The 22,269-nt window shown below is 30.8% G+C and carries 22 protein-coding genes; 12 read left to right on the top strand and 10 right to left on the bottom strand.

Annotated elements, in window-relative coordinates:
• Nucleotides 1-208: 208 nt before the first annotated feature.
• Nucleotides 209-691 (bottom strand): TrmO family methyltransferase, encoded by a 483-nt coding sequence (locus tag RXO53_RS02640; protein WP_410712722.1) that lies wholly within the window; start codon nucleotides 689-691, stop codon nucleotides 209-211.
• A 311-nt stretch (nucleotides 692-1,002) separates the two neighbouring features.
• Complete coding sequence (locus RXO53_RS02635) at nucleotides 1,003-2,964, bottom strand: acetate--CoA ligase (RefSeq protein WP_410712721.1); 1,962 nt, start codon at nucleotides 2,962-2,964, stop codon at nucleotides 1,003-1,005.
• Between the two features lie 170 nt (nucleotides 2,965-3,134).
• Between RXO53_RS02635 and RXO53_RS02630 the strand changes: the two genes are divergently transcribed.
• The 5 genes from RXO53_RS02630 to dnaG all read left to right on the top strand — a co-directional run bounded on the left by RXO53_RS02630 (nucleotide 3,135) and on the right by dnaG (nucleotide 8,695).
• Nucleotides 3,135-4,094 carry an ROK family protein gene (locus RXO53_RS02630; protein WP_410712720.1) on the top strand — a complete coding sequence of 320 codons (960 nt, stop codon included), beginning with the start codon at nucleotides 3,135-3,137 and terminating at the stop codon, nucleotides 4,092-4,094.
• 171 nt (nucleotides 4,095-4,265) lie between these two features.
• Nucleotides 4,266-4,868, top strand: a complete 603-nt coding sequence (locus RXO53_RS02625; protein ID WP_410712719.1) for a hypothetical protein — start codon at nucleotides 4,266-4,268, stop codon at nucleotides 4,866-4,868.
• Nucleotides 4,853-6,109 carry a UbiD family decarboxylase gene (locus tag RXO53_RS02620; protein ID WP_410712718.1) on the top strand — a complete coding sequence of 419 codons (1,257 nt, stop codon included), beginning with the start codon at nucleotides 4,853-4,855 and terminating at the stop codon, nucleotides 6,107-6,109. Before RXO53_RS02625 ends, RXO53_RS02620 begins: the two co-directional genes overlap by 16 nt.
• A 56-nt stretch (nucleotides 6,110-6,165) precedes the next feature.
• Nucleotides 6,166-7,242, top strand: a complete 1,077-nt coding sequence (locus RXO53_RS02615; RefSeq protein ID WP_410712717.1) for a tyrosine--tRNA ligase — start codon at nucleotides 6,166-6,168, stop codon at nucleotides 7,240-7,242.
• Between the two features lie 136 nt (nucleotides 7,243-7,378).
• Nucleotides 7,379-8,695 (top strand): DNA primase DnaG, encoded by a 1,317-nt coding sequence (gene dnaG, locus RXO53_RS02610; RefSeq protein ID WP_410712716.1) that lies wholly within the window; start codon nucleotides 7,379-7,381, stop codon nucleotides 8,693-8,695.
• Here dnaG and RXO53_RS02605 read toward each other — a convergent pair.
• Complete coding sequence (locus RXO53_RS02605) at nucleotides 8,687-11,083, bottom strand: DNA-directed DNA polymerase (protein ID WP_410712715.1); 2,397 nt, start codon at nucleotides 11,081-11,083, stop codon at nucleotides 8,687-8,689. The two genes, dnaG and RXO53_RS02605, sit on opposite strands and share 9 nt — an antisense overlap.
• 183 nt (nucleotides 11,084-11,266) lie before the next feature.
• On the opposite strand from RXO53_RS02605, the gene RXO53_RS02600 reads away from it, so the two are divergent.
• A complete protein-coding gene (locus tag RXO53_RS02600; RefSeq protein ID WP_410712714.1) occupies nucleotides 11,267-12,484 on the top strand; it encodes a radical SAM protein in 1,218 nt (405 codons plus the stop codon).
• Between the two features lie 25 nt (nucleotides 12,485-12,509).
• Here the strand turns inward: RXO53_RS02600 and RXO53_RS02595 are convergent, their stop codons facing one another.
• Both RXO53_RS02595 and RXO53_RS02590 read right to left on the bottom strand, forming a co-directional pair.
• Nucleotides 12,510-12,977, bottom strand: a complete 468-nt coding sequence (locus RXO53_RS02595; protein WP_410712713.1) for a hypothetical protein — start codon at nucleotides 12,975-12,977, stop codon at nucleotides 12,510-12,512.
• A 13-nt stretch (nucleotides 12,978-12,990) separates the two neighbouring features.
• A complete protein-coding gene (locus RXO53_RS02590) occupies nucleotides 12,991-13,488 on the bottom strand; it encodes a DUF2299 domain-containing protein (RefSeq protein ID WP_410712712.1) in 498 nt (165 codons plus the stop codon).
• Between the two features lie 134 nt (nucleotides 13,489-13,622).
• Between RXO53_RS02590 and mtnA the strand changes: the two genes are divergently transcribed.
• Nucleotides 13,623-14,717: an S-methyl-5-thioribose-1-phosphate isomerase gene (mtnA, locus tag RXO53_RS02585; protein WP_410712711.1), complete on the top strand. Its 1,095-nt coding sequence runs from the start codon at nucleotides 13,623-13,625 to the stop codon at nucleotides 14,715-14,717.
• A 228-nt stretch (nucleotides 14,718-14,945) separates the two neighbouring features.
• On the top strand, nucleotides 14,946-16,217 hold the full coding sequence (locus RXO53_RS02580; protein ID WP_410712710.1) for an NADP-dependent isocitrate dehydrogenase: 1,272 nt from the start codon (nucleotides 14,946-14,948) through the stop codon (nucleotides 16,215-16,217).
• Nucleotides 16,218-16,244: 27 nt separating this feature from the next.
• On the opposite strand, the gene RXO53_RS02575 is transcribed toward RXO53_RS02580, so the two are convergent.
• From RXO53_RS02575 to RXO53_RS02560, 4 genes are all read right to left on the bottom strand, one after another.
• A complete protein-coding gene (locus tag RXO53_RS02575; RefSeq protein ID WP_410712709.1) occupies nucleotides 16,245-16,610 on the bottom strand; it encodes a zinc ribbon domain-containing protein in 366 nt (121 codons plus the stop codon).
• On the bottom strand, nucleotides 16,579-16,806 hold the full coding sequence (locus RXO53_RS02570; RefSeq protein ID WP_410712708.1) for a hypothetical protein: 228 nt from the start codon (nucleotides 16,804-16,806) through the stop codon (nucleotides 16,579-16,581). Before RXO53_RS02570 ends, RXO53_RS02575 begins: the two co-directional genes overlap by 32 nt.
• Nucleotides 16,807-16,901: 95 nt before the next feature.
• On the bottom strand, nucleotides 16,902-17,558 hold the full coding sequence (locus RXO53_RS02565) for an HAD-IB family phosphatase (RefSeq protein WP_410712707.1): 657 nt from the start codon (nucleotides 17,556-17,558) through the stop codon (nucleotides 16,902-16,904).
• 59 nt (nucleotides 17,559-17,617) lie between these two features.
• Nucleotides 17,618-18,124, bottom strand: coding sequence for a DUF123 domain-containing protein (locus tag RXO53_RS02560; RefSeq protein WP_410712706.1), 507 nt, complete (start codon nucleotides 18,122-18,124; stop codon nucleotides 17,618-17,620).
• 117 nt (nucleotides 18,125-18,241) lie between these two features.
• Here RXO53_RS02560 and RXO53_RS02555 point away from each other — a divergent pair, with 117 nt between their 5' ends.
• The 4 genes from RXO53_RS02555 to RXO53_RS02540 all read left to right on the top strand — a co-directional run bounded on the left by RXO53_RS02555 (nucleotide 18,242) and on the right by RXO53_RS02540 (nucleotide 21,459).
• A complete protein-coding gene (locus tag RXO53_RS02555) occupies nucleotides 18,242-19,126 on the top strand; it encodes a hypothetical protein (protein WP_410712705.1) in 885 nt (294 codons plus the stop codon).
• Nucleotides 19,127-19,251: 125 nt separating this feature from the next.
• Complete coding sequence (locus tag RXO53_RS02550; protein ID WP_410712704.1) at nucleotides 19,252-19,845, top strand: DUF981 family protein; 594 nt, start codon at nucleotides 19,252-19,254, stop codon at nucleotides 19,843-19,845.
• 181 nt (nucleotides 19,846-20,026) lie between these two features.
• On the top strand, nucleotides 20,027-20,317 hold the full coding sequence (locus tag RXO53_RS02545; RefSeq protein WP_410712703.1) for a hypothetical protein: 291 nt from the start codon (nucleotides 20,027-20,029) through the stop codon (nucleotides 20,315-20,317).
• 113 nt (nucleotides 20,318-20,430) lie between these two features.
• Nucleotides 20,431-21,459: an NAD(P)/FAD-dependent oxidoreductase gene (locus RXO53_RS02540; protein ID WP_410712702.1), complete on the top strand. Its 1,029-nt coding sequence runs from the start codon at nucleotides 20,431-20,433 to the stop codon at nucleotides 21,457-21,459.
• On the opposite strand, the gene RXO53_RS02535 is transcribed toward RXO53_RS02540, so the two are convergent.
• Nucleotides 21,446-22,252: an S-adenosyl-l-methionine hydroxide adenosyltransferase family protein gene (locus RXO53_RS02535; RefSeq protein WP_410712701.1), complete on the bottom strand. Its 807-nt coding sequence runs from the start codon at nucleotides 22,250-22,252 to the stop codon at nucleotides 21,446-21,448. The two genes, RXO53_RS02540 and RXO53_RS02535, sit on opposite strands and share 14 nt — an antisense overlap.
• Between the last annotated feature and the right edge of the window lie 17 nt (nucleotides 22,253-22,269).

Below are 22,269 nucleotides of genomic sequence, written 5' to 3'. Positions count from 1 at the left end.
CCAAGGGCATAGAGCTTGATATCAAACGTTATCAAGCCTTATGAAACCTGAACCCAATAACATCTATGAAGTAAAACTATTATACAATTATTGTTAAATCTTATAGAATGAAAGGCAAATTTGTTCTGAAATGCAAGTAATAATTTCCTATAGCACAAAGAAATAACACTCATTAGGACTACCTTTAAAACTTAGGAACTTTTGTCATTCAGGTTTTAGTTTCCCAAATTTTTTTATACCACTCTGGAACTTCTATTTTTTCTTTAGGTATCCTTTCTAATGTAAAAGGCCTAATATCCAATATTGGAGTTCCATTAAACATGTCAAGGTTGCTAACTTCCAATATATTGTTATTAATATCTATTAATTTTAATATGCTCACTATAAGCAAATTGGGTCTATCTGGAGAACCGGAAGCAAAAACTCCAACTTCAGGTGTTTTAACATTGTAAAGTCTTTCTATTTTTCTAAATCTAACCTTTAAAGTTGTTTCAGAATTTTCTTTCGGTTTATTTGCATATCCAATTACTAATAGATGGGAAAAACCGTCTAAGCAGCAAATACCATCCCTATATTCATCATATATGAGTATTTTACCTCTAACTCCATCTATGGAATTACTAACCTCTTCATCACTGAAGTTTGTTAAAACTTCTCCGATCGGCTTTAATAAAATAGATTTATTTTTCAAGTTAATCTGACCTCCCCTAAGAGCTAGGTTTGCCGTTTATTTTATCAATCATTTATTTATTAAACTATAACATTTATATATTTTAAATTTATATTGATGTAAACCAAAATTTTAATGCATTTCATTATTGACGTAGCAATATGTGAACAGAATTCCCTATATCTTTTAGGAAAATTGCTGTACAATCCTTTTAACAATGTTATTTGTAGTAGAAGTATACCTTTTATTTGGGTAATTATCCCTATTTGCTAGCTTAAAAAAACTTTTCTCTTACCCAACTCGAAAGGTGAGTTTTTTTATTTTCTTTTTTATCACTTTATTTCTTTTTTAAATTCTTCAATAGCTCTTTTAATTTCTTCAATTGAGGCCTCATCTTCTAAAGCCGATAAGTCACCCAATGACTGACCTAAATAAACAGCTCTTATTACTCTCCTCATTATTTTGCCGCTTCTTGTCTTTGGCAAAGATTTAACTATCTCTATGCCTTTAAATACTGCTATAGGCCCAAATGTTTTTCTAGCATGCTCAATCAGCTCTTTTTTAAGTTCTTCACTAGGTTTATATCCCTCTTTTAATGTAACGAATCCCATAGCAACTTCTCCTCTAACCGGATCAGGTATGCCAACTACAGCTGCTTCGGCAACAGCAGGATGAGATACTAATGCGCTTTCAAGCTCAAATGTACCAATTCTATGCGCTGATATCTTTATTACATCGTCAGCTCTTCCCATAAACCATATATAGCCATGTTCATCAACAACTGCTGCATCTCCAGTATATATTACTCCTTTTAGGTTTGGATTTGCTTCCCAGTAGGACTTCCAATATCTTTCTTGATCTTTCCATAATTCCGAAGTAAATCCTGGGAATGGATGTCTTATGATTAGAACACCTTTTTCACCAGGTTTTACTGGTTTACCAGTATTTTCATCAACAACTTCCCCGATAATACCAGGTAATGGTATGCCTGCGCTGCCAATTTTTATAGGCAACATCTTAATGCCATAAGTATTTCCAACTATTGGTCCTGCAGTTTCTGTTTGCCAATAATGATCTATAACAGGCACTCTGCTTTCAAGCACTTCATACATTAGCCATTTTAATGGTGTTGGGTTTAGAGGTTCACCAGCGCTAAAAATCACTTCTAAGCTTGACAAATCGTGCTTTTTAGCATAATCTGTTCCATATTTCATTAATAGCCTAATAGCTGTCGGTGAAAACCATACCTTATTAACTTTGTTTCTTTCAATAACATCCCACCACATATCTGGTTTTGGATAGTCTGGGACACCATCATATAATATGCTTGGTGCACCAAATATTGGAACGCCCCAAACCATATAACTAATTCCTGCTTGCCATCCAACATCGCTTGTTATAAACCAAGTATCAGTAGGCTTTAAATCATAGATCCAACGGGCCATAGTCACAACATGGTTTTGGAAACTACCATGTTTATGTACAACTGGCTTTGGTTTTGCTGTTGTACCTGAAGTAGGCGTTATAAAGACTGGCTCATTAGATTCCATCCATTCTACTTCACTAGATCCATTTTTAGAAAAATCTAAAAATTCATCCCAATAAATATCCCTGCCTTTTTCCATATTTACATCCTGATTTGAGTAACCTGATTTTAATACAACAACTTTTTTAACTTTGGTCTTTACTAATTTTAATGAATCATCAACAACCTGTTTTAAGTTAGAAACCTTTCCTCTTCTTAAATTATAATCTTGTACAAAGATCCATTCGGCTTCAACCCCATCTATTCTATCAGCTAAAGCCTTTGCAGTGAAACCAGCATAAACACTTGAATGTATAGCCCCAATTCTGGCTGCTGCGTGTAATGTTGCAACAGATTCTGGTCTAGTTGGCATATACGTTAGAACTCTATCGCCTCTTTTAACTCCCATACCTCTCATAGCAGAAGCATATTTATCAACAATATTCTTGTATTGTGCAAAAGTGTAAGTTTTTGAAATTCCTATTTCTGGATTTTCATATATATAAACAGCCTTGTTTCCATAACCTTTTTCTATTTGAAAATCAATGTGACTATACTCAGCATTAGTAATACCTCCTATAAACCATTTGTATGGTTCTCCATTTTTTCCCCATTCAAATGTTTTATCCCATGGTTTTTTCCAGTATATGTATTTCATGTTTTCTATCGCTATTTTCTCCCAAAAACTTATCGGGTCTTTTTTTGCTAATTCTATTAAATACTTAACGTATGGGGGTATTAAAACTAATTCTCCCATTTCTTCTGACATAAGGTTCACCTAGCCCTTTTCTACAATTATGTATTCTTATTCGAATACTTAAGCTTTAATTTTCAAATGTATATATTAAAATATTAAATATACTAACAATTCTGATAATTTAAGAATTTTTGCAAATCTATTTATAATAGATATTTAACTTAATATTAAAAGGGATATACATGAATATAATAGCTGTTGATATAGGAGCTACAAACTTAAGAGTTGCATTATTTAAGGATGAAAAGAAAATTAAAGAGCTTAAAACACAAACACCCAAAGATAATCCAAATTCCCTTTCAAAGTCTATTATAAACATGATCTATGAATTATCACCTGAGAAGGATTTCAATTCAATAGGTATCGGTTCGATTGGTCCATTAGATTTAAAAAAAGGTATTATAGAACTAGCACCAAATCTTGGACTTAGAAATATTCCTTTAAAAGAGCCTCTATATAATGAATTTAAAAAAGAAATATACATAGCAAATGACGCGATGGCTGCAGTTTGGGCTGAAAAGACTCTTGGTGATGCAAAAAACAAAGATGATTTGGCATATATAACTATGAGTTCTGGTATTGGAATAGGAGCTATAGTTGATGGTAACTTGGTTGTTGGTAGGAGAGGAAATGCCCATGAACTTGGCCACACTGTTGTAAAGTTCGATTCAAATTTTTTGTGCGGATGTGGTAAAATTGGTCATTGGGAAGCATATGCAGGAGGAAAAAACATACCTAAAGTTGCTTATGAATTAGCGAAAGAATGGAAAGGGGAAAAAACACAAGGATATGTTTTAGCTATTAATGGCAATCTTACACCAGAGAAACTTTATGATCTTGCTAGGAAAGAAGATGAATTCTCAAAATCATTAGTAGATATGATAAATATTGTGCATGCAGCAGGTATATCAACTTTAATAGCTGCATACGATCCTGAAGTTATTTATATTGGAGGTAGTATTTATTTATATAATGAGGACTTAATTAAACCATATTTATTGAAATATATACCCAAATATAGCGCTCTTGGAGTACCAGAAATTAAAATGTGTAGTTTTGGCGATGATCAGGTATTATATGGTGCAGCAAGTATAGCAATTGATCCTCCTTTAACAATTAAAAAATTTAATATTTTTAAATAATGTTTTATGCGATCCTGAAGTTTATTTATAAATTATAATTAATTAAAATATAGCTTGTTTCTAATAAACTTAAATTTTATTCTTAACATATTTTTGTATAAAGATTAATTAACTTCATATATTATTTAATAATTTAGTGTGTTGAGGTGGAGAGGTTCGGTCAAGGTAATAGTGAGCTTGAGAGCAGACTATAATGCAATAAAGACCATAAAGAACAAAAAAGAACTTCTTGAAAAACAAGGTATAATAATATTAAATGATTATACTAATATGAAACCTGATGTTATTATATCTCCATTAAAGAATACTCCAGAATATGAAATATATTATAATATTATTAAAAATTTAAATAATGTTATTTATGAAGATGATTCTGACATAGCCCTTTTTAAGGCTATCGCATATCCTAAATTAAGTTTTTCTCACTTGCTTATAGGAATAGATTCAGGAAGGCTATGTGGATATATAATAATGGGAGATGGAATAATTATAAATTCAGGAAAGATAGAGTGTAGCGATATAGGGAATGTAATTAAAAATCAATTAAGCAAGATACCTTACAAAACCAAGGAAGTCATACTTGGTAATGGTGAGGGCTGGAACATAGCTGCAGTTTCTTTGATAAAAAATGGTTTGCCTTATAAAATGATCAGAGAAGACGAAGTGGCAAAATTTATGCCAAAAACACCAATCTTCAAAATATTTAAGGATAAAGATGTAAGATCAGCAATGGCTATTGCATTAAGAGGGAGTAAAAATTGGATGGATCGTTAACTAAGTTTATTGATAAAATAGGCAGTGAATACTGTGGAAAATTGTCTAGAGATTATGGTGTTTCCAGGCTCTTAAAGTTTAAACAAGGAAACGAAAAAATTCAATTATTTAATGTAGATGGAATAAATCAAATGAGTTCGGGTAATGTTGTAGATTCAAAGAAAAAAGTATTAGAATCGCTATCGTCAAATAGTTTAGAGGAGGCTTACAATAAATTATTGGATTCTTTTTCAAAAGAAGGGAAATTGATAAAGGTGGGAGAGCCAAAGCTAAAGGAAGGAAACTTGAAGGATTTACCATTCGTTAAATTTTATGAGAAAGACGGAGGTTATTATTTAACAAGTTCACTAATTATAGCCTGTTATAGAAAAATATGTAATGCGAGTATTCATAGGATTATGATGTTAAATGAAAAAGAAGCTGCAGTTAGAATAGTTCCAAGGCACCTATATTACTTATATAAGGAAGCATTGAAAAATAATGAAAGCTTACCTGTTTCTGTAATTATTGGGGTTCATCCAGCTATAGTTTTAGCGTCATCAAGTTCTCCGCAGCTAGGATATTTCGAATTAAACGCAGCAGCAAATATATTAGGTAACCTAGAGATATATGATTCTCCCATTCATAAGAATCCTATACCATTAGGTGCAGGAGCAATTATTGAAGGTTTCTTAATAGACAAGCAAGTAAATGAGGGTCCTTTTGTTGAAGCTATGGGAGGTTATGATATTATAAGAAAGCAACCAGTTTTGATGGCAGAAAAGGTTTATATTAATATAGATGAAACAACCCATGTTATTTTACCTGGAGGCTATGAACATGCAATGCTTATGGGATTTCCCAGAGAAGCCAGCATATATAATGCTGTATCAAAGGTAGTTCCAAAAGTTCATGGAGTTTATTTAACTTTAAGCAGTGGGGGTTGGTTGCATGCGATAATTTCTATAGAGAAAAATCATGATGGCGATTCAAAAAATGCAATTTTAGCTGCTTTTTCAGCACATCCCAGCCTTAAGCATGTAGTAGTTGTAGATCCAGATGTTAATATATACGATATTAATGATGTTGAATGGGCAATTGCTACCAGATTTCAGGCTGATAAAGGTTTAGTTATAATAAATAATGCAAGAGGGTCAACTCTCGATCCAAGTTCTAAAGATGGCCTTACATCAAAGATGGGAATAGATGCCACAAAGCCATTAAATGCAGGTTTTGAGTATGAGAGGGCAAAAATACCTTAAAATTTTTATATTAAAAACATTAAAATTAGATTTGACAAGATGTGAGGGGAAAATTTTTGGATACAGATGAGAAATTTGAACTTATTAAAAAGAATTTGATAGAGATTATAACTGAAAAAGAATTGAAGGAAAAGTTAGAGCATGGAGATAAAATGAAAGGTTATTTGGGTTTTGAGCCCAGTGGTTTAGCTCATTTAGGCTGGTTAATATGGATGAACAAAGTAAAAGATTTGATAAATGCAGGAGTAGAGTTCAATTTGTTAGAAGCAACATGGCATGCTATGATAAATGACAAGCTAGGAGGTAATATGGAATTAATTAGGAAAGCTGCTAAGCTAACTAGAGAAGTTATGAAAGCCTTGGATATACCAATTGAGAAGATTAAATTTGTAGATGCAGAAGAAATGGCTCAAGATAAAGATTATTGGGCTTTGGTCATCAAAGTTATGAAGATGACAAGTTTAGCAAGAATGAAGAGGGCTTTAACAATTATGGGGAGGAACATGGATGAAGCAGATTTAGATACTTCAAAGCTAATTTATCCTGCAATGCAAGTGAGTGATATAATTTATATGGATTTAGATTTGGCTCTGGGAGGATTAGATCAAAGAAAAGCACATATTTTAGCTAGAGAAGTATCTGAAAAAATAAATGTTAAAAAACCTATCGCTTTACACACACCTATATTAACAAGCCTTGATGGAGGAGAAAGGATGAGTTTTGGAGAAATAGATGAACAGGCTGCAAGTCATAAAATGTCAAAATCAAAACCAAATACTGCAATTTTTGTAAATGATAGCGAGAACGATATAAGAGAAAAAATAAATAATGCCTATTGTCCTCCTAAGCAAGCAGAGTTTAATCCAATATTGGAAATAAATAAATATCTTTTATTTCCAAGGGAAAACTTTAAGTTAGTTTTAGAAAGGCCTGAAAAATATGGTGGAACAGTCGTTTTTGAAAGCTATGAAGAATTAGAGAAAGCTTATGTCAGTGGGAAGATTCATCCAATGGATTTAAAGAATGCTACAATAAATAGTCTAATAGAAATGCTAGGGCCTGTTAGAAAAATATTTGAAAAAGAAGAGACAAAAGAATTAGCTAAAGAAATTTTTAAGGGCGTTACTAGATAATTTTTTAATTAAAATTTTTAATAAATTTATATGCTCTGACGAAGACGTCAATATTAGAGAAGGGCGGGAGCCTAACAAATGAGGTATACCAGGTAGAAACAATTTTTGGTATACCTATCAATATAGGGTGTAAGAATTGAAGTACTTAATTAAGGCTTCATTTGAGGTTGATGGTAGAGTAGATAAACATGATGTAATTGGAGCTGTTTTTGGGCAAACAGAAGGTCTATTAGGTAGTGATTTCAACTTAGAACAGCTGCAAAATAAAGATAAAATTGGTAGAGTTCATATAGATATGAAATATCAAGGAACAAAATCTGTTGGAATATTACAAATACCTAGCAATTTGGACAGAGTTGAAACAGTGTTACTTGCAGCTATGATAGAAAGTGTAGACAGAGTCGGACCATACAATTCAAGGATAAGCATAGATGATATACAGGACTTAAGAATAGAGAAATTGCAAAAGATAGTAGAAAGGGCTAGACAGCTTTTGCAAAGAGTTAAAGAGCAAGAACCTGATATAAAGGAAATTTTAAGGCAAATTTCTCAAAAACCTGAAGTACAACCAAAGGTAATAGAAATAGGAGAAGAAAGGTTACCTGCTGGGCCTGATGTAGAAAAAGCTGATACAATTATAATAGTTGAAGGAAGGGCAGACGTAATTAATTTAATGAAGTATGGATACACTAATACAGTAGCATTAGAGGGTGCTAGGGAAAAAGTACCAAAAACAATAGTTGAGCTAGCTAAAAACAAGAAAGTTATAGCATTTGTTGATGGAGATAGAGGGGGCGATTTAATACTTAAAAATTTGTTGGATCAAGTACATGTTGATTATGTTGCTAGAGCGCCAAAAGGGATGGAAGTCGAGCAATTAACAGGAAAAGAAATAGCAAGATCTCTATCTCAAATGATGCCAGCTGAAGCCGTTAAGCAGCAATTGTTAAGCATAAAGGAAACAAAAGAAGAGGCAGAGGCTGCTCACGAACAAACCTTGCCTGAAGTTCAAACAGTTACAGAAGAAAAAGTTGAAGAAAAGAAAGAGGAAGTTGCTGAAAAGAAAGAAGAATTAGCTCAGGAAAGTACAAATCAACAAGTTTTACAGGAAGTTTCAAAAGCAGAACAAAAAGTTGAATCTGTCTCTCAATTGGTCGTACCAAAACAGGTAATAGATAATATTAAGAACATTAAAGGTACTCTTGAAGCAGTAATTTATGATAGGGAATGGAAGGAAATAACAAGGATTAAGGTAAGGGATTTATTCACTTGGCTTGATACAGCCCAACCGAATTCTGCATATGCAATAATATTTGATGGAATTATTACTCAAAGGATACTGGATTTAGCCGGAGATAAAGGAATAGTTTTATTAATAGGAGCAAGGATGGGTAGTAAAATAACTTCTAAAAGAGGAGATGTTAAGTTTGCTACATTTAGCGATTTAACTTGAGTCTAAAAAATCGAAGAGAGAAGGCTGTTTTGACCCAACTTTTAAATCTTTTTCTGTAATTCCGAAATAGCCAAGAATTCTTAATGCAGAAGGTATTATTTGTTTATCTATATAATATCCAGTATCTATATCAGATTCCTTAACCATAAAATAAGGCCTGGCTTTCTTAGAAATAGATCCAGGACCTTTTATTATTACATATCCTATTTTGCTACCTGCAACCACTTTATAACCATATTTTTCCATTAATTTTGCTGCATATGCATGAGGTGTTTCGGCTTCATATTGCCCGATTTCTTTAGTTAATGTTTTCCATATAATTAATTTATCTAGAACTATTTTTCCATTTTTGAGATTCTCTATTGTTGCTTTAACATATTCTATTGCTTTCTTAGGATTTGCTGTTTTTAATATTAGCTCAGCTATGTTGGACTGGACTTCTTTAGCTAACTCGCTCCAATCACCTCTTACAGCCTCAAATCCAACTATATCAATTTTACCATTTTCCAGTAATCCAGCGTATCTTTTTTTAGCTTCTGTGAAGAAAACTCTTTTATAGACTTTGTCTACCTTGATGTCAAATTCTAATACTTTGGTTATCCAATTTATTACTTGATCTATTTTTTCTTTATTATTATCAACGAATATGCTGTCAGTATCACCATAATACACTTTTAATCCTATTGATCTTGCAAAATTTATTGTTTGCGATATAAGGTCTCTTCCCCATGCAGTTATTGCTTCAGCGCAGCTTCTACAATACCACCTGGCTGCTCCCCATCCTAGATAACCATAACTAGCATTAGCTAGCACCTTGATGGCTTTTTGTCTTTCGTTTAATAAATTGTATTCAGGACTTCCTTCTTCATATGACTTCATAATTTTTTTAATTTCACTTCTCCATTTTAGAAATCTTTCTAAAACTAACCTCATGAAAGCTGGGTTATCAGCACAAAATTCATGATTTACTTCTGGGGCTTTGTTTTTGACTTTACATTCATCTTTATCATTTAATAGAGTGTCAGGACCTACATTGTATTTAACCATAATACTTGGATACATGCTCGCGAAGTCAAGTACTGCTACATTTTCATGTATACCAGGTTCTGGTTTTAACACTACTGCCCCCATATATGATTCTATATTTCTTTCAATTCTATTTGGCATAAGTTCTCCTTTTTTCTTAGCTTCTCTCATAAGTCTTGCTTCTAATCTAAATGCCACGCTTGCTGCAACAACCTGATCCATAGGTAATCCGCTAATAATACTGAGCTGGGCACCAAAAGGCAAAAATTTGTATGCTAATCCTAGGGTTGACTCCACATCATCGACAGAGTATTGCTTTAGAATATTTCTTTTTTCTATATCATCCCAGTATTGAGCAATTAACCACCAGTCTATATTTACCCTTTTGTCTTTGGGTTTCACTCCTAAGTAATCTGCAACTTCATCAAGAGATTTTATCTTGACTTCTTGCAGTTCCTCTGCAAAGTCGTAAAGATCAACATTAAGTCTTCCTTGTATTGAATAATGACCGAATACACTTGGATTCGGTATAGAATCAACTTTTCTACCTACATCTAATTTTATTTTATATAATTTGGACCTTTCTATTAAATACGGCCAATCAAATTTGTTTTGATTATAACCAATAATTATATCTGGATCTTCTTTTCTTATTAATTCTATAAATTTATGTATGATCTCACTATCGTCGTGGCCTTTTGCTTCTAATAATAGTGTATCATTATTGTCATTAAATTTTATACTTATTAAAATTATAGGATCCTTAGAAGGATCGGGTGTTCTTTGAGGGTTATAAACTTCAATGTCAAATGCCATTATTTTTAATCCATCTAAGGGGTTAACATTTATTCTGCTTTCATCTTCAGTAATTTCTCCATTAATTTCATATATTTCATCAACCCTATATGCAGTTCTTTTCTCTAAAGGTCTAGCATCTACTTTATACCATCTCATAGGATAAAGATTTTTGTCAAGTGTATACCTAAATGAAAACCTTATATCTGCCTCTAATACGTCTTTAATCCCTTCAATATTTGAAAGAACTTCTCTATACTCTCTAACACTTTCGGGTATTATCGTTGTTACTTTAAGAGCCTTGGCTGGCCGACCTATATAGCTCATTTTTAAATCTTCAATGTTGATTATAGGGCTTTTTACCTTTGATTTGCTAAGTATTTCCTCTTTAATTTTTTCTGGATCAGAATCTTTATCTTGCAATAAATAAAAGTAAGGTCTAAATGTTGTATCTATTAACAGTATTTTTTTATTATTTGCATCTCTTCCCCATAGATTAATGATAGGTGAATTGTTAATTATTTCGTAACTAACATCTAGGAGTTGAAAACTTAATATATTTCCCATAGTAGTGCCCCACTTTTATTTAGTAGTCCAAAAACCTTAAGTAGTAATGCTTCTATTATTTTTAGACCAATTTTCATGAAAGATAATTATTGAAAAAATGTTTAGTTAAGTTAATAGAATATATATTTCTTTTCAATAATATCTTTATATGTTTTGTTTTTTATATATTAATTTGGGATAAATTTGATAATTGAAAGTATATTAAAATATGTTTTTAATAGCTATGATTGGCATTTAAATAATAATTCAAGTGGAAAACCTGAACAGTGTGAAGATTGCAAAGCTTTATATATACACGTTCCTTTTTGCACTTCCTTATGTCCTTTCTGTATTTTTCATAGCATATTATACAGAAAAAACTTAGTGAAGGATTATTTTATTTCTTTAAAGAAAGAAATAACGGATTATATCGAAAACAATTATAATTTTGATTCAATATATATTGGCGGCGGTACACCTACTTTAACAGTTTATGAAATTAGTGATTTAATTGATTATATAAAACAATATTTTAATATAAAAGATATATCAATAGAAGGATCCATATATGATATAAATGAAGAAAAAATAAAATTGCTTAAAAGTATTGGTGTAACAAGGCTTTCTTTAGGCATAGAATCTTTCCAATCTACAACTCAAAAGGAAATAGGAAGGCCTCAATTAGATTATGAGGAAATTATGAATAAAATAGAAATTGCTTCATCTATAAATACACTAAATGTTGATATCTTATTTAATTTACCTTATCAAACTATTAAAGATTTAAGTTATGAAATTAATAAAGCCAAGGAATCTAAGGCAAATCAAATAACGTTTTATCCTATAATGCCTTCTATAAGGAATAGTGATTTATTTAAAGAACCAAGTGAAAATAATGAAAAACCATTTTATTATTATATTTTAAAGAGTTTTCAAAATTCAGATTTTATTCAGTCTAATGCATGGACTTTTACAAGGAATCAAAATTCAATAACTGATGAATACATAGTTGATTATCCTTTTTTTGTTGGTGTCGGGACTGGAGCAATGAGTTATATAAATGGAAAATATTATGTTAATTCATTTAATATCAATAAATATGAAAAAATGGTATGTGAAGGTAATATGCCAGTTGTGCTAAGCAAAAAATTGTCTTTAAGGGAACAAGTATATCTTGAGTTCATTTATAAATTTTATTCTCTTATTATTGATAAGAAAATTTTTGAAAAATTATTTAATATTGATATAGAAAATTATATGAAAAACGAATTATCATTGCTAGCTTTTATAAATGCAATTAAATATGAAAATGATAGAATAGTTTTAACTGATTATGGAAAATATATAGCTAATTTGATCATGAAAAATTTCTATATTAATATATCTAAAATAAGGAAATATTGTATAGAAAATAATCTATAAAGCATATCTTATGAAATAAAGGAAATCAATATTTTATTCCTCTTACCGCTATTTTGTATTTTCCTCCTACGCTCCAACTGAAATTTTCCGGGTAAATCAAGCTCCCCGATAACATGTTAAGTCCTTCTATTTCATTGCCGTTAAAGATAAAAGCCCAAGCTTTAATTAAGTCTAAGTCTTTCATTTCTTTAGGTTTATGATTTTCTTCTTTGACAAAGGATAAGCCTGAATCTATATGCAGCCTACTTATTGGGACTACAGGATCGCAAGTGTATATTAGCACAAGACCTCCATAAACAGTGGCAAACCATAAGGCTTTTTCAATCTTATTTAAATTATAATTATTAATATCCCAAATCTTTAAATTATTAATAATATCTGAAATAGTCATTTCAACATTTTTATTTACTTCCCAAGGTGCATCTATTATTGGTGCTGCAATATAGAAGCAATCTGATTTTGCGAGAATTCCTGCAGGATGAAGTTCAGTCAAATTTATCACTCTTTCATATGTGCATTGTTGTTTGTTCCCCTTGTTTAAAAGATCCTCCCAATTTAACTGTAAAATGTGTTACGATTAAGCCGTATGAATTTGTAAGCATCCTAACAGAATCAGTTACTTCACTTGCATTTATTTTATCACTATATATAATTTTTGTTATTATTATATTATCTGGATTAATTAAATCAGGCTGTACAATTATTATACAGCTTGGGCACATTAGGTATAAATTCTTTAAGAGCTCTCCTATCATCGATGCTTTTTCTTGCTCTGATAATTTAGCTATCTTATCCTTATGTTGCTCAGCTATTTTAACACCCATAGTGCATGCAAGTTTTTCAGTTTTTCCTTTAGGTTTTTGTATAGAAATCGATACTCTAAATGGAGCAGCTACCATGGCATTTATAGCCCATTCTATTGGTGCTTCTTTTGGAACTGGAATATCTGAAATTTCAAGATTTTCTTCTTTAAGCCATCTTATTATCTCTTCTTTAAGACTCACTTAATACACCCAATATTAGTTTAAAAATAATTTTAAAATACTTTTCTTTTTCCAAGTTATACATATTAATCAGATTTAAATAATTAGAGTTTAAAAATGTGTAAATATACAGAAATAAAATATAAGGTGAAAATATGGAGGATATAAGAAAAGAATTAGATAAATTAGAGCAATATTTGAAAATTAAGCCTCTTTATTGGGATTTCGATAAAAACGAATTTTTGTGGATCGATACAAGGCTATTGCCATGGAAAGAAGTTTATAGAAATACAAAGGATTTTAGAAGAGTAGCTCAAGCTATAAAAGAAATGGAAATAAGGGGTGCACCAGCTATTGGTGTTTCAGCTGCGTATGGATTGTCAATGGCATTAAAGTATAGTAATGCAACCAAACCAAAAGATTTGTTAAATTATGCAAAAGAGGCTTATAATGTTTTAGCTTCAACAAGGCCAACAGCATATAATCTATTTTGGGCTTTAAATAGAATATGGAATATAATTTTAAAAAGTTCTGAAAAAGAAGATGTAGAATTTATGAAAGAGGAAGCATTAAAAGAGGCGCACAAAATTTATATTGAAGATATAAAAAATAACGTTGAAATGGGTAAACATGGTTCAAAAGTTATAGAAAATAATTCAAGAATAATCACCCATTGTAATACAGGTGCACTTGCAACAGCAGGCTTTGGCACTGCTTTAGGAGTTATAAGGTATGCATTTTATGAAGGTAAAAATATACATGTATATGCTGATGAGACGAGACCATTGCTTCAAGGGGCAAGATTGACTATATGGGAATTAAAAAAAGAAGGAATACCATCTACATTGGTTGTTGACGGAGCATCAGGTTTATTATTCAATAAAAATATGGCTGATTTGGCCATAGTAGGAGCTGATAGAATTACTTTAACTGGACATGTCGCAAACAAAATAGGTACATTTAATTTAGCCTTAGCAGCTAACTATCATAATAAACCCTTCTATGTAGCAGCTCCAACTAGTACTGTTCAGCCTACAGAAAATCCAAATGACATTGTTATAGAGGAAAGGTCGCCAAGCGAAGTTGTAAATATTATGGGTCAACTAACAATAGCTGTTGAAGGTACTAACGCATTTAATCCTGCTTTTGATATAACTCCTCCAGAACTAATTCACGGGATTATAACAGAAAAAGGTATAGTGAAAAAACCCTATTTAAATAATTTTAAAGCGATTATTTATAATTATTAAATATTATTAATGCAGGCTATAAAATAATGAAACCTATTTTTAGTATACAGGAAAAATAATTTAAAATTTATACATTATTTATAGAATGCATCTTTATCTATTAAATAATTTTAAAGTTTTTTAATATTTAAATTTTATGTTTAAAATATATCAATTAGATTGTTTTTAATCTGGCCAAAATTAATAAATTTATACTCCATATATATGCATATTTAATAGGTGAGTTGGATGGGAAAAATTCCGTGTAAAGCTGATGAATTAAAACCACCCTCAGAGGGCAAGTTTGCTAAATATGAGAATGGTAAATTAATTGTACCTGATAATCCTATAGTTGCATTTTTTAAAGGAGACGGTATTGGACCTGAAATAGTTGACAGTGCAATAAAGATAGTCGATGCAGCAGTTAACAAAGCATATGGAAGTAAGAGAAAAATTACTTGGTGGCAGGTAGCTGCAGGAGAAGAAGCTCAAAAAGAATGCGGTAATTTGTTGCCAGAAGCTACATTAGAGGCATTTAAGAGGGCCAGAATTAATTTAAAGGGTCCTTTGACAACGCCTGTCGGTAGTGGTTTCAGAAGTTTAAATGTATCAATAAGAATTGCATTAGATTTGTATGCAAATATAAGGCCAGTAAAGTGGTATGGACAACCAGCGCCTCACTGTCACCCAGAAAAGATTGATTGGGTTATATTTAGGGAAAATACTGAAGATGTTTATATGGGAATAGAATTCCCATGGGATTCTCAAGAAGCAAATAAAATTAGAGAATTCTTCAAGAAAGAGCTGAAAATTGAATTAAGACCAGATGCAGGAATTGGTATAAAGCCTATATCAAAATTCGGTACGCAAAGATTAATGAGAAGAGCTATGGAATGGGCTTTAAGAAATAACATTAAACATGTTACTATACAGCACAAGGGTAACATACAAAAATATACTGAAGGTGCATTTAGAGAATGGGCTTATGAGGTTGCAGTAAAAGAATTCAGAGACTATGTTGTGACAGAAGATGAAATAAATACTAAATTTGGAGGTAAAACTCCAGAAGATAAAATAGTTGTTAATGATAGAATAGCAGATAACATGTTGCAACAGATCATAACCAGACCGGGTGAATATAACATTATAGTTGCTCCGAACTTAAATGGAGATTACATAAGCGATGAAGCTAATGCTTTAGTTGGAGGCATAGGCATGGCAGCAGGAATGGATATGGGAGATGGCATAGCTGTTGCAGAACCTGTTCATGGAACAGCTCCTAAATATGCAGGTAAAAATGTTATAAATCCAACAGCTGAAATACTCAGCGCTGCTGTTTTAATAGGAGATTACATGGGATGGAGAGAAGTAAAGGAATTAATAGAAAATGCTATAAGAAGTGCTATAAAGAATAAACAAGTAACATATGATCTTGCAAGAGAAATGCCTGGAGTTACACCAATATCAACATCAGAGTACACTGATGTAATAATTGGTTATCTGACCTCCTCCCCGCCCTGAAGGGCGAGTTTCCTGAGGTCTTAAGGGTTACACCCCTTTTACGGGTGCTACTCTATTATGTTCTACAATAAAAGATAGGGGTTTCTTTATTGATGATAAGACTTTACCTGTTGTTTTCTTTAATATGTTTAAAGCCTCGTTTAAATCAGAATGAAGTTTATGTTTTAATGGACAACTAATGACTCCCCTTGGTTCTCTTTTAACTTCTACATTATGATAAGCACAATACTTTGAGGTATTATATTCTATAACTTCATATACTTTAATGCTATATTCTTGTGCTTTAAGTTCAATTGCCATCATTAATTTACGATAAGACCACATGTTTACTGTAAATTTGTTTCCTTTTTCTTGTGCAATGTTAATCGTGAAAAAACTGTTGCCTCCTCTCATAGTTTAACTCGTTGAAAAGCTTTGCTGAGATATTAGCTAGCCTTCTGAGCTTCCTTTTCTGAAAACCATTTGGAAGAATGCGGACTACATTTGTTCTCTTATTTGTATAATTAACTTCGTAAATACCTTCATCTGGTATTGCGGGAGAAATCGGCTCCCGCTCCTCATGTTTTAAGAGTTGACCAGACGAAGGCATTTAAAGGCATCTCAAATAGAAATAGTATTTTTGATTTAAAAAATTTTACCCCGCCCCTAGAAGGGGCGAGGTTTGTCATTTGCTTTATCAAACAATCATAATTTCTCAATTTCATAAATTAAATTACATATTTCTTTTAAATTATTTATTTTATATTTGGCTATTTTAGATAGGTACTCATCATATCCAAATTGTATAGGGTATCCAACATATTTCATTGCTGAGACATCCCATATAGAATCTCCAACATATATTGTTTCATCTGGATTAATATTTTCTGATAAAAGAATAATTTTTAATGGCTTAACTTTATTTGTGCCTACTAAAGGATATCCACCAGGTAATAAATAACCATATTTATCAAATTCTAGCTCGTTTGAAAACCAATAATCTGCACCTACTATTTCACTAACTCTTGAAACTAACAGATCTATTCCACCACTTATAAGAGCAATAAGTTTTTTATTTTTATGCAAACAAATGGAAACTTCTTTTGCCTCAGGCCTGATTTCTATTTTATTTAGTATTTCAATTAATTTATCTCTCTTGAGCTTTCCATTGCTTTTTTCTATCCAAAGGCTTGTATCAAGCTTCATCCACTCTAAATAATTTATTTTTCCTTCTTGAAAATTTTTAAAATGTATTTTTGCCTTATCTTCAACATTAAAATATTTGTGTACAAATTCCCAACTGCTTTTTTCTTTTGTTAAGACGCCATCTACATCGAAAACAACCAATTTTATTTTTTTCACTTATACCCCTATATTGTGATTGCAAAACGTGAATAATATATTTTTTAATTATTTTTGTATTAAGTTTTTTCAAAAATTTTTGAAAATATAATAATTTTTCCGTTTAATTTTCCTAAAATATCTAATATTATGTCAAGTTCTTTACTGTAATAAAGGTGGGGCATCATTGAGTCCGTAGACCCTAAACGATCTATATGTTTTATTTTTGAATAAAAGTAATGGCTTAACTCATCTTCGAATTTTACTCCAAAATCCCCTTCTCTATAAAATAACGCTACTACTTCTGTTTCCTCTCTATGAGATATATAATCTATGTGCCACCTTAATTTTCCTTCTTTATTTATGTGCCTTTTCAACCTATTTCTTAATCCATTCCCTGCAGAACCTATATAAATTAAATACCCTCTATTAAAGACATAGAATTTATTATTTATAATGCAATTGAAATCTCTAATAACTTTATAGATTATTAAATAAATACCTTTTTCTAAAGGTATGTTATTCAATAAAGAAAAGGCTCCGATACCCCAGAGATTATCATCGCTTTTAGCTTCATTCGGGCACAACTATCTTCATCGCCTTAATTATAATATATGAATGCAGATTTTTAATTCTTACCAAATTTTAATGAAACAAATGTAAGAAATTAAGTCTGGAGTAAAAACTATAAAACAAGGGTAGGAATGAAGATATTAGTTTCGGGTTTATTGGAAGAAAACTCAGGTAAAACAGTGCTAGCCTCAAGTTTGATAAATTTTTTAATAAATCAAGGATTCGATGCAATAGGCTTTAAGCCATTGGGTGCTACTGAATTGTGGCAACATCCTGAAGCTCTTTCGGAATCTAAGAAATACAAGATGGTTGTGACTAACGATTCAGCAATTCTTTATAAATTTTCCAAAGAAAAAGAACCTATAAACATTATAAATCCTTTCGGAGGCCTATTGGTACCAATTTTACCTGAAAAATTGAGAAATCTAAATATTTTTAACAACGCACTTTATATGCCTAATATGAGATTGGCAATTTCAAGGTTAACAATGTGCCCAAATAGTTCATTACATAACATACACTTGGTAAATATGAATGTTATGGATAGGATATCAAAAAGTGTAGAATACGAGTTATTAGATCTAATTTCTCTATTAGATAACATTGCAAAAGTAGATGATGAATATATCTTAAATATTATTAGTGGAGGAGTATCAAAAGAAATAGACAAGTGTTTAAGCTACCTTGAAGGAAGGCATGAAATAGTTGTAATAGAGTCTAATTCTAACGTTGCAGCTCCTACATTACTTTCTAGTATTGTCGACATAGCTATAGTCGTAACACCTGGTGAGGCCATGGTTATTGATGGAAATAGATACAGAAAAGCTATAGAACTTTTAACATCTAATGGAAAACCATGGACAATTAAAACTCAGGAAGTGATTCAATTAACAAATTATATTTTTTCTGTAGAGCTGCCATTACTTGAAGATCAATTATCAGTTTATGATTACAATACTCTAAATTATTTATTAGAATATATTAATGAGATTAAAAAGGATAACCACATTTCATAGCTTTTTAAAATTAAAAAAGATAAATAAAAGTTCTAGTATTTAAATATTCTCTTTATAAATAATATTAATCTCTTCATATAGAAAATATTAATTCTCTACATAACAAAATATTGTTTGGTGAGATAATGCTCTTTATTGACATACTGGATATAGAATTAATGTTGTTAGGTGGAGGTCTTTTCTTAATAGCTTATTGGGTATTATTAAACTTTACAATAAACTATGACCAACAAAAACTAATTGAAATTAATAAAGGCTTCGGATTCTTGTTTTTAGCTTTAGGTATTTATGTATTAGCAACTGGTCTATGGGGAACCTTTGTATGGCCTTTACCTTCATCATATAACTTGGTTTTAACTGATCCATGGAGCCTATATGGAATAGCATTACTAGCTCTTGGTTTTGTAAATATATATAAGGTTCCAATTCATGGGGTTTTAGCAGGAATTTCTATATTATCAATCCCAATTATTGTATATGGTTCGGTTATCCTTCATTTTGGGCTAACTAATTCTCCTACAGCTGCAGGTGCAATGTATTTATTAATTGGATTAAATGGCTTATTGAGTCCAATATTACAAACAAAAGCAAAAAAGTATTGGAGCTACATAGCTTTGTTATTATTAATACTAGCTGGTATATTAGCATTATATATTGGAATTTCTGCCTCATTTGAGCATACTGCTGGATGGATGAAGTGGTCTCCATTTTATGGATGATATACTAGTGATAAATATGGAGGCAAGTAAAAACACACCCCTTAAATCAAACGGTTTTTATTTTTTTGATTATATTACACATAATTGGGTTTCTCTAACTTGTGATGAAATTAATTTTAAACTATTTTTTGAAGGTGTAAGTTTTATATATTTTAGCAATAATTTTTGCCCAGCATGTAGATTGTTTAATTTAGTTTGGTATCCTTTTGTTGAAGAAAAAATTTCTAAAAAAGATAATTTATATTTCTACGTTTCATTATGTAATTGGTTTACTGAAAACTGCGATTCGTCCTGTGCAAAAAGAGCTTTTCTCTTTTTTAATATTAAAGCTTCTCCAACAATAGCTATTATTATAAAGCATGGAAATAAAATAATTAATAATTTTATTGAAGGTAATCTTAAAGAAAAAACATTATGTGAAATAGTAAAAAAATCTATTGAAATTTATTTAAGTTTAGCAAAGAATAATTGATATCAAAGCATTTTTGGAACAATTTTATTAATATCGTTAAAGTATAATTAACATAATTATTAAAGCATAAAGAAATAAATTAATCTAAATAAAAATAATGTTGAAGGGGAAAAATGAAGTCGGTTAAAATAATAGGTGGAGGATTTTCAGGGCTTTGGAGCGCATTGCTATTGTTAAAGAGAGGGTATGATGTAGATTTAATAGAAACAAATTATATAGGCTACGGCGCATCTAGTAAGGCTGCAGGAATATTATCATTTCAGTTACCTGAAAATATCTTAAATATATCTCTAAGATCAGTAGAGTTGTATAATTCTTTAGGAAATAACATACTACATTGGTATGATTCAATATGGATACCAAGAAATGAAGAATATCAATGCGCACTTAATATATTGAGATATTTAAATAATAAGGGTTTTAAAGCCGAAATTATTGAAGAGAACGAAGTAGACGGATTTTTATTGGATAGCAATGGATTGCTTATTTCTCAACCAACTGTAGATATAGGCAAAGCAATTAATGAGTTATCTAGAAGCATAGTGAATAATGGAGGAAGAATACTTAATAATGACAATAATAAAAAATATGATATAGTTATTTATACTAATGGTCCCTGGATTGAAAACGATTTAAAATTAAATGGGTTAATAAAATACAAATGTCAGGCATACAGTGTTGAAGGTAAACAAATAAACAAAATTATTGAAGATGATATAATGGAATTTTATTATGTTCCAGAATCTTCTCATAGAGCAATAATTGGTAATGGAAAAAGGGTATTGATAAATAACCCAGAAGACGGATTTTTAACTGATAATAGCGAAGTTTATAGCATACTAAGTAAGTTGGCAAAAAAATACAAGGAGGCATTTCACATGTATCCGATTAGTTCTTGGTCTGCACCTTGTTTAACAACATGTGATGGATATCCTATTGTGGGAAAAATTAGCAATAATAATTATGCGCTAAGCGGATTAAATGGTGCGGGCTTAACTCTTTCTGCTGGGCTTTCTGAAGTTTTAGTAAAGATCATAGAAGGAGAATTAGAACAACCTGAATTTCTTGACCCCTTAAGATTTAAAAAAAGATGTAAAAATATAATTGAAATATTCGATAATATCTGTATTAATAGGAAATAGATAATTTATCTCCAACTTTTAAATTGAGTAAGCTTGATGCATTTCCTTTATTTACTGCTATTTCAGCAAATCCAAAACTATTTTTATATAATAATAGTTGACCTTCATTCACGTCGGCAAATTTTTTACCTATATTTATATCTGTTATGACGTTATCTTTTATTATTTTAGTCTTATATTTTTTTAGATCTAAGTCATCAAACATAGAGCTTAAGACTATATTACCAAAATCATCAATATATATAACTTTCAATTCTATTTTATTATTTTCCTTTCTAGCGTCTAAAAGTCTGAGTTTCACTATCTCATTATTTTCCAATGGTTTTGCATAATATTTTATATCGTCATTTATTGATAATAAAGCTGCAGCTGGCGCAAAAATATCCCTACCATGAAATGTCTGTGATATAATGATATTAAGATTAAAATAAGTTTTTAAATATTCTTTGAGTTTTTCCGGTATTATTTCATAAATAGAGATTATTCCATCCTCCAAAGCGCTTTCGTATATTAGTCCATTATCAGGTCCTATAAAGTAATAGTTTTTTGTTTTTATTATTAATCCCTTTCTATTTGTTCCCACTCCAGGATCTACCACAGAAAGTATTATAGAATTCTTAGGCATATATTTATATGAATTAAATAAAATATATGAGCCAGATATTATAGAAAATTTGGGAACATTGTTATCTATTTCAATTATACTAGCATTATTGCTTAAAGATTTTATTATGCCTTTCATTATGCCAACATAGAAATTGTTACCAAAATCTGTTATTATTCCAATGTTCACTATATTCACCAAAGAAG

It is taken from the genome of Caldisphaera sp., assembly GCF_046536515.1.
Taxonomy (GTDB): domain Archaea; phylum Thermoproteota; class Thermoprotei_A; order Sulfolobales; family Acidilobaceae; genus Caldisphaera.
This window is presented reverse-complemented; position numbering and strand designations above follow the sequence as displayed.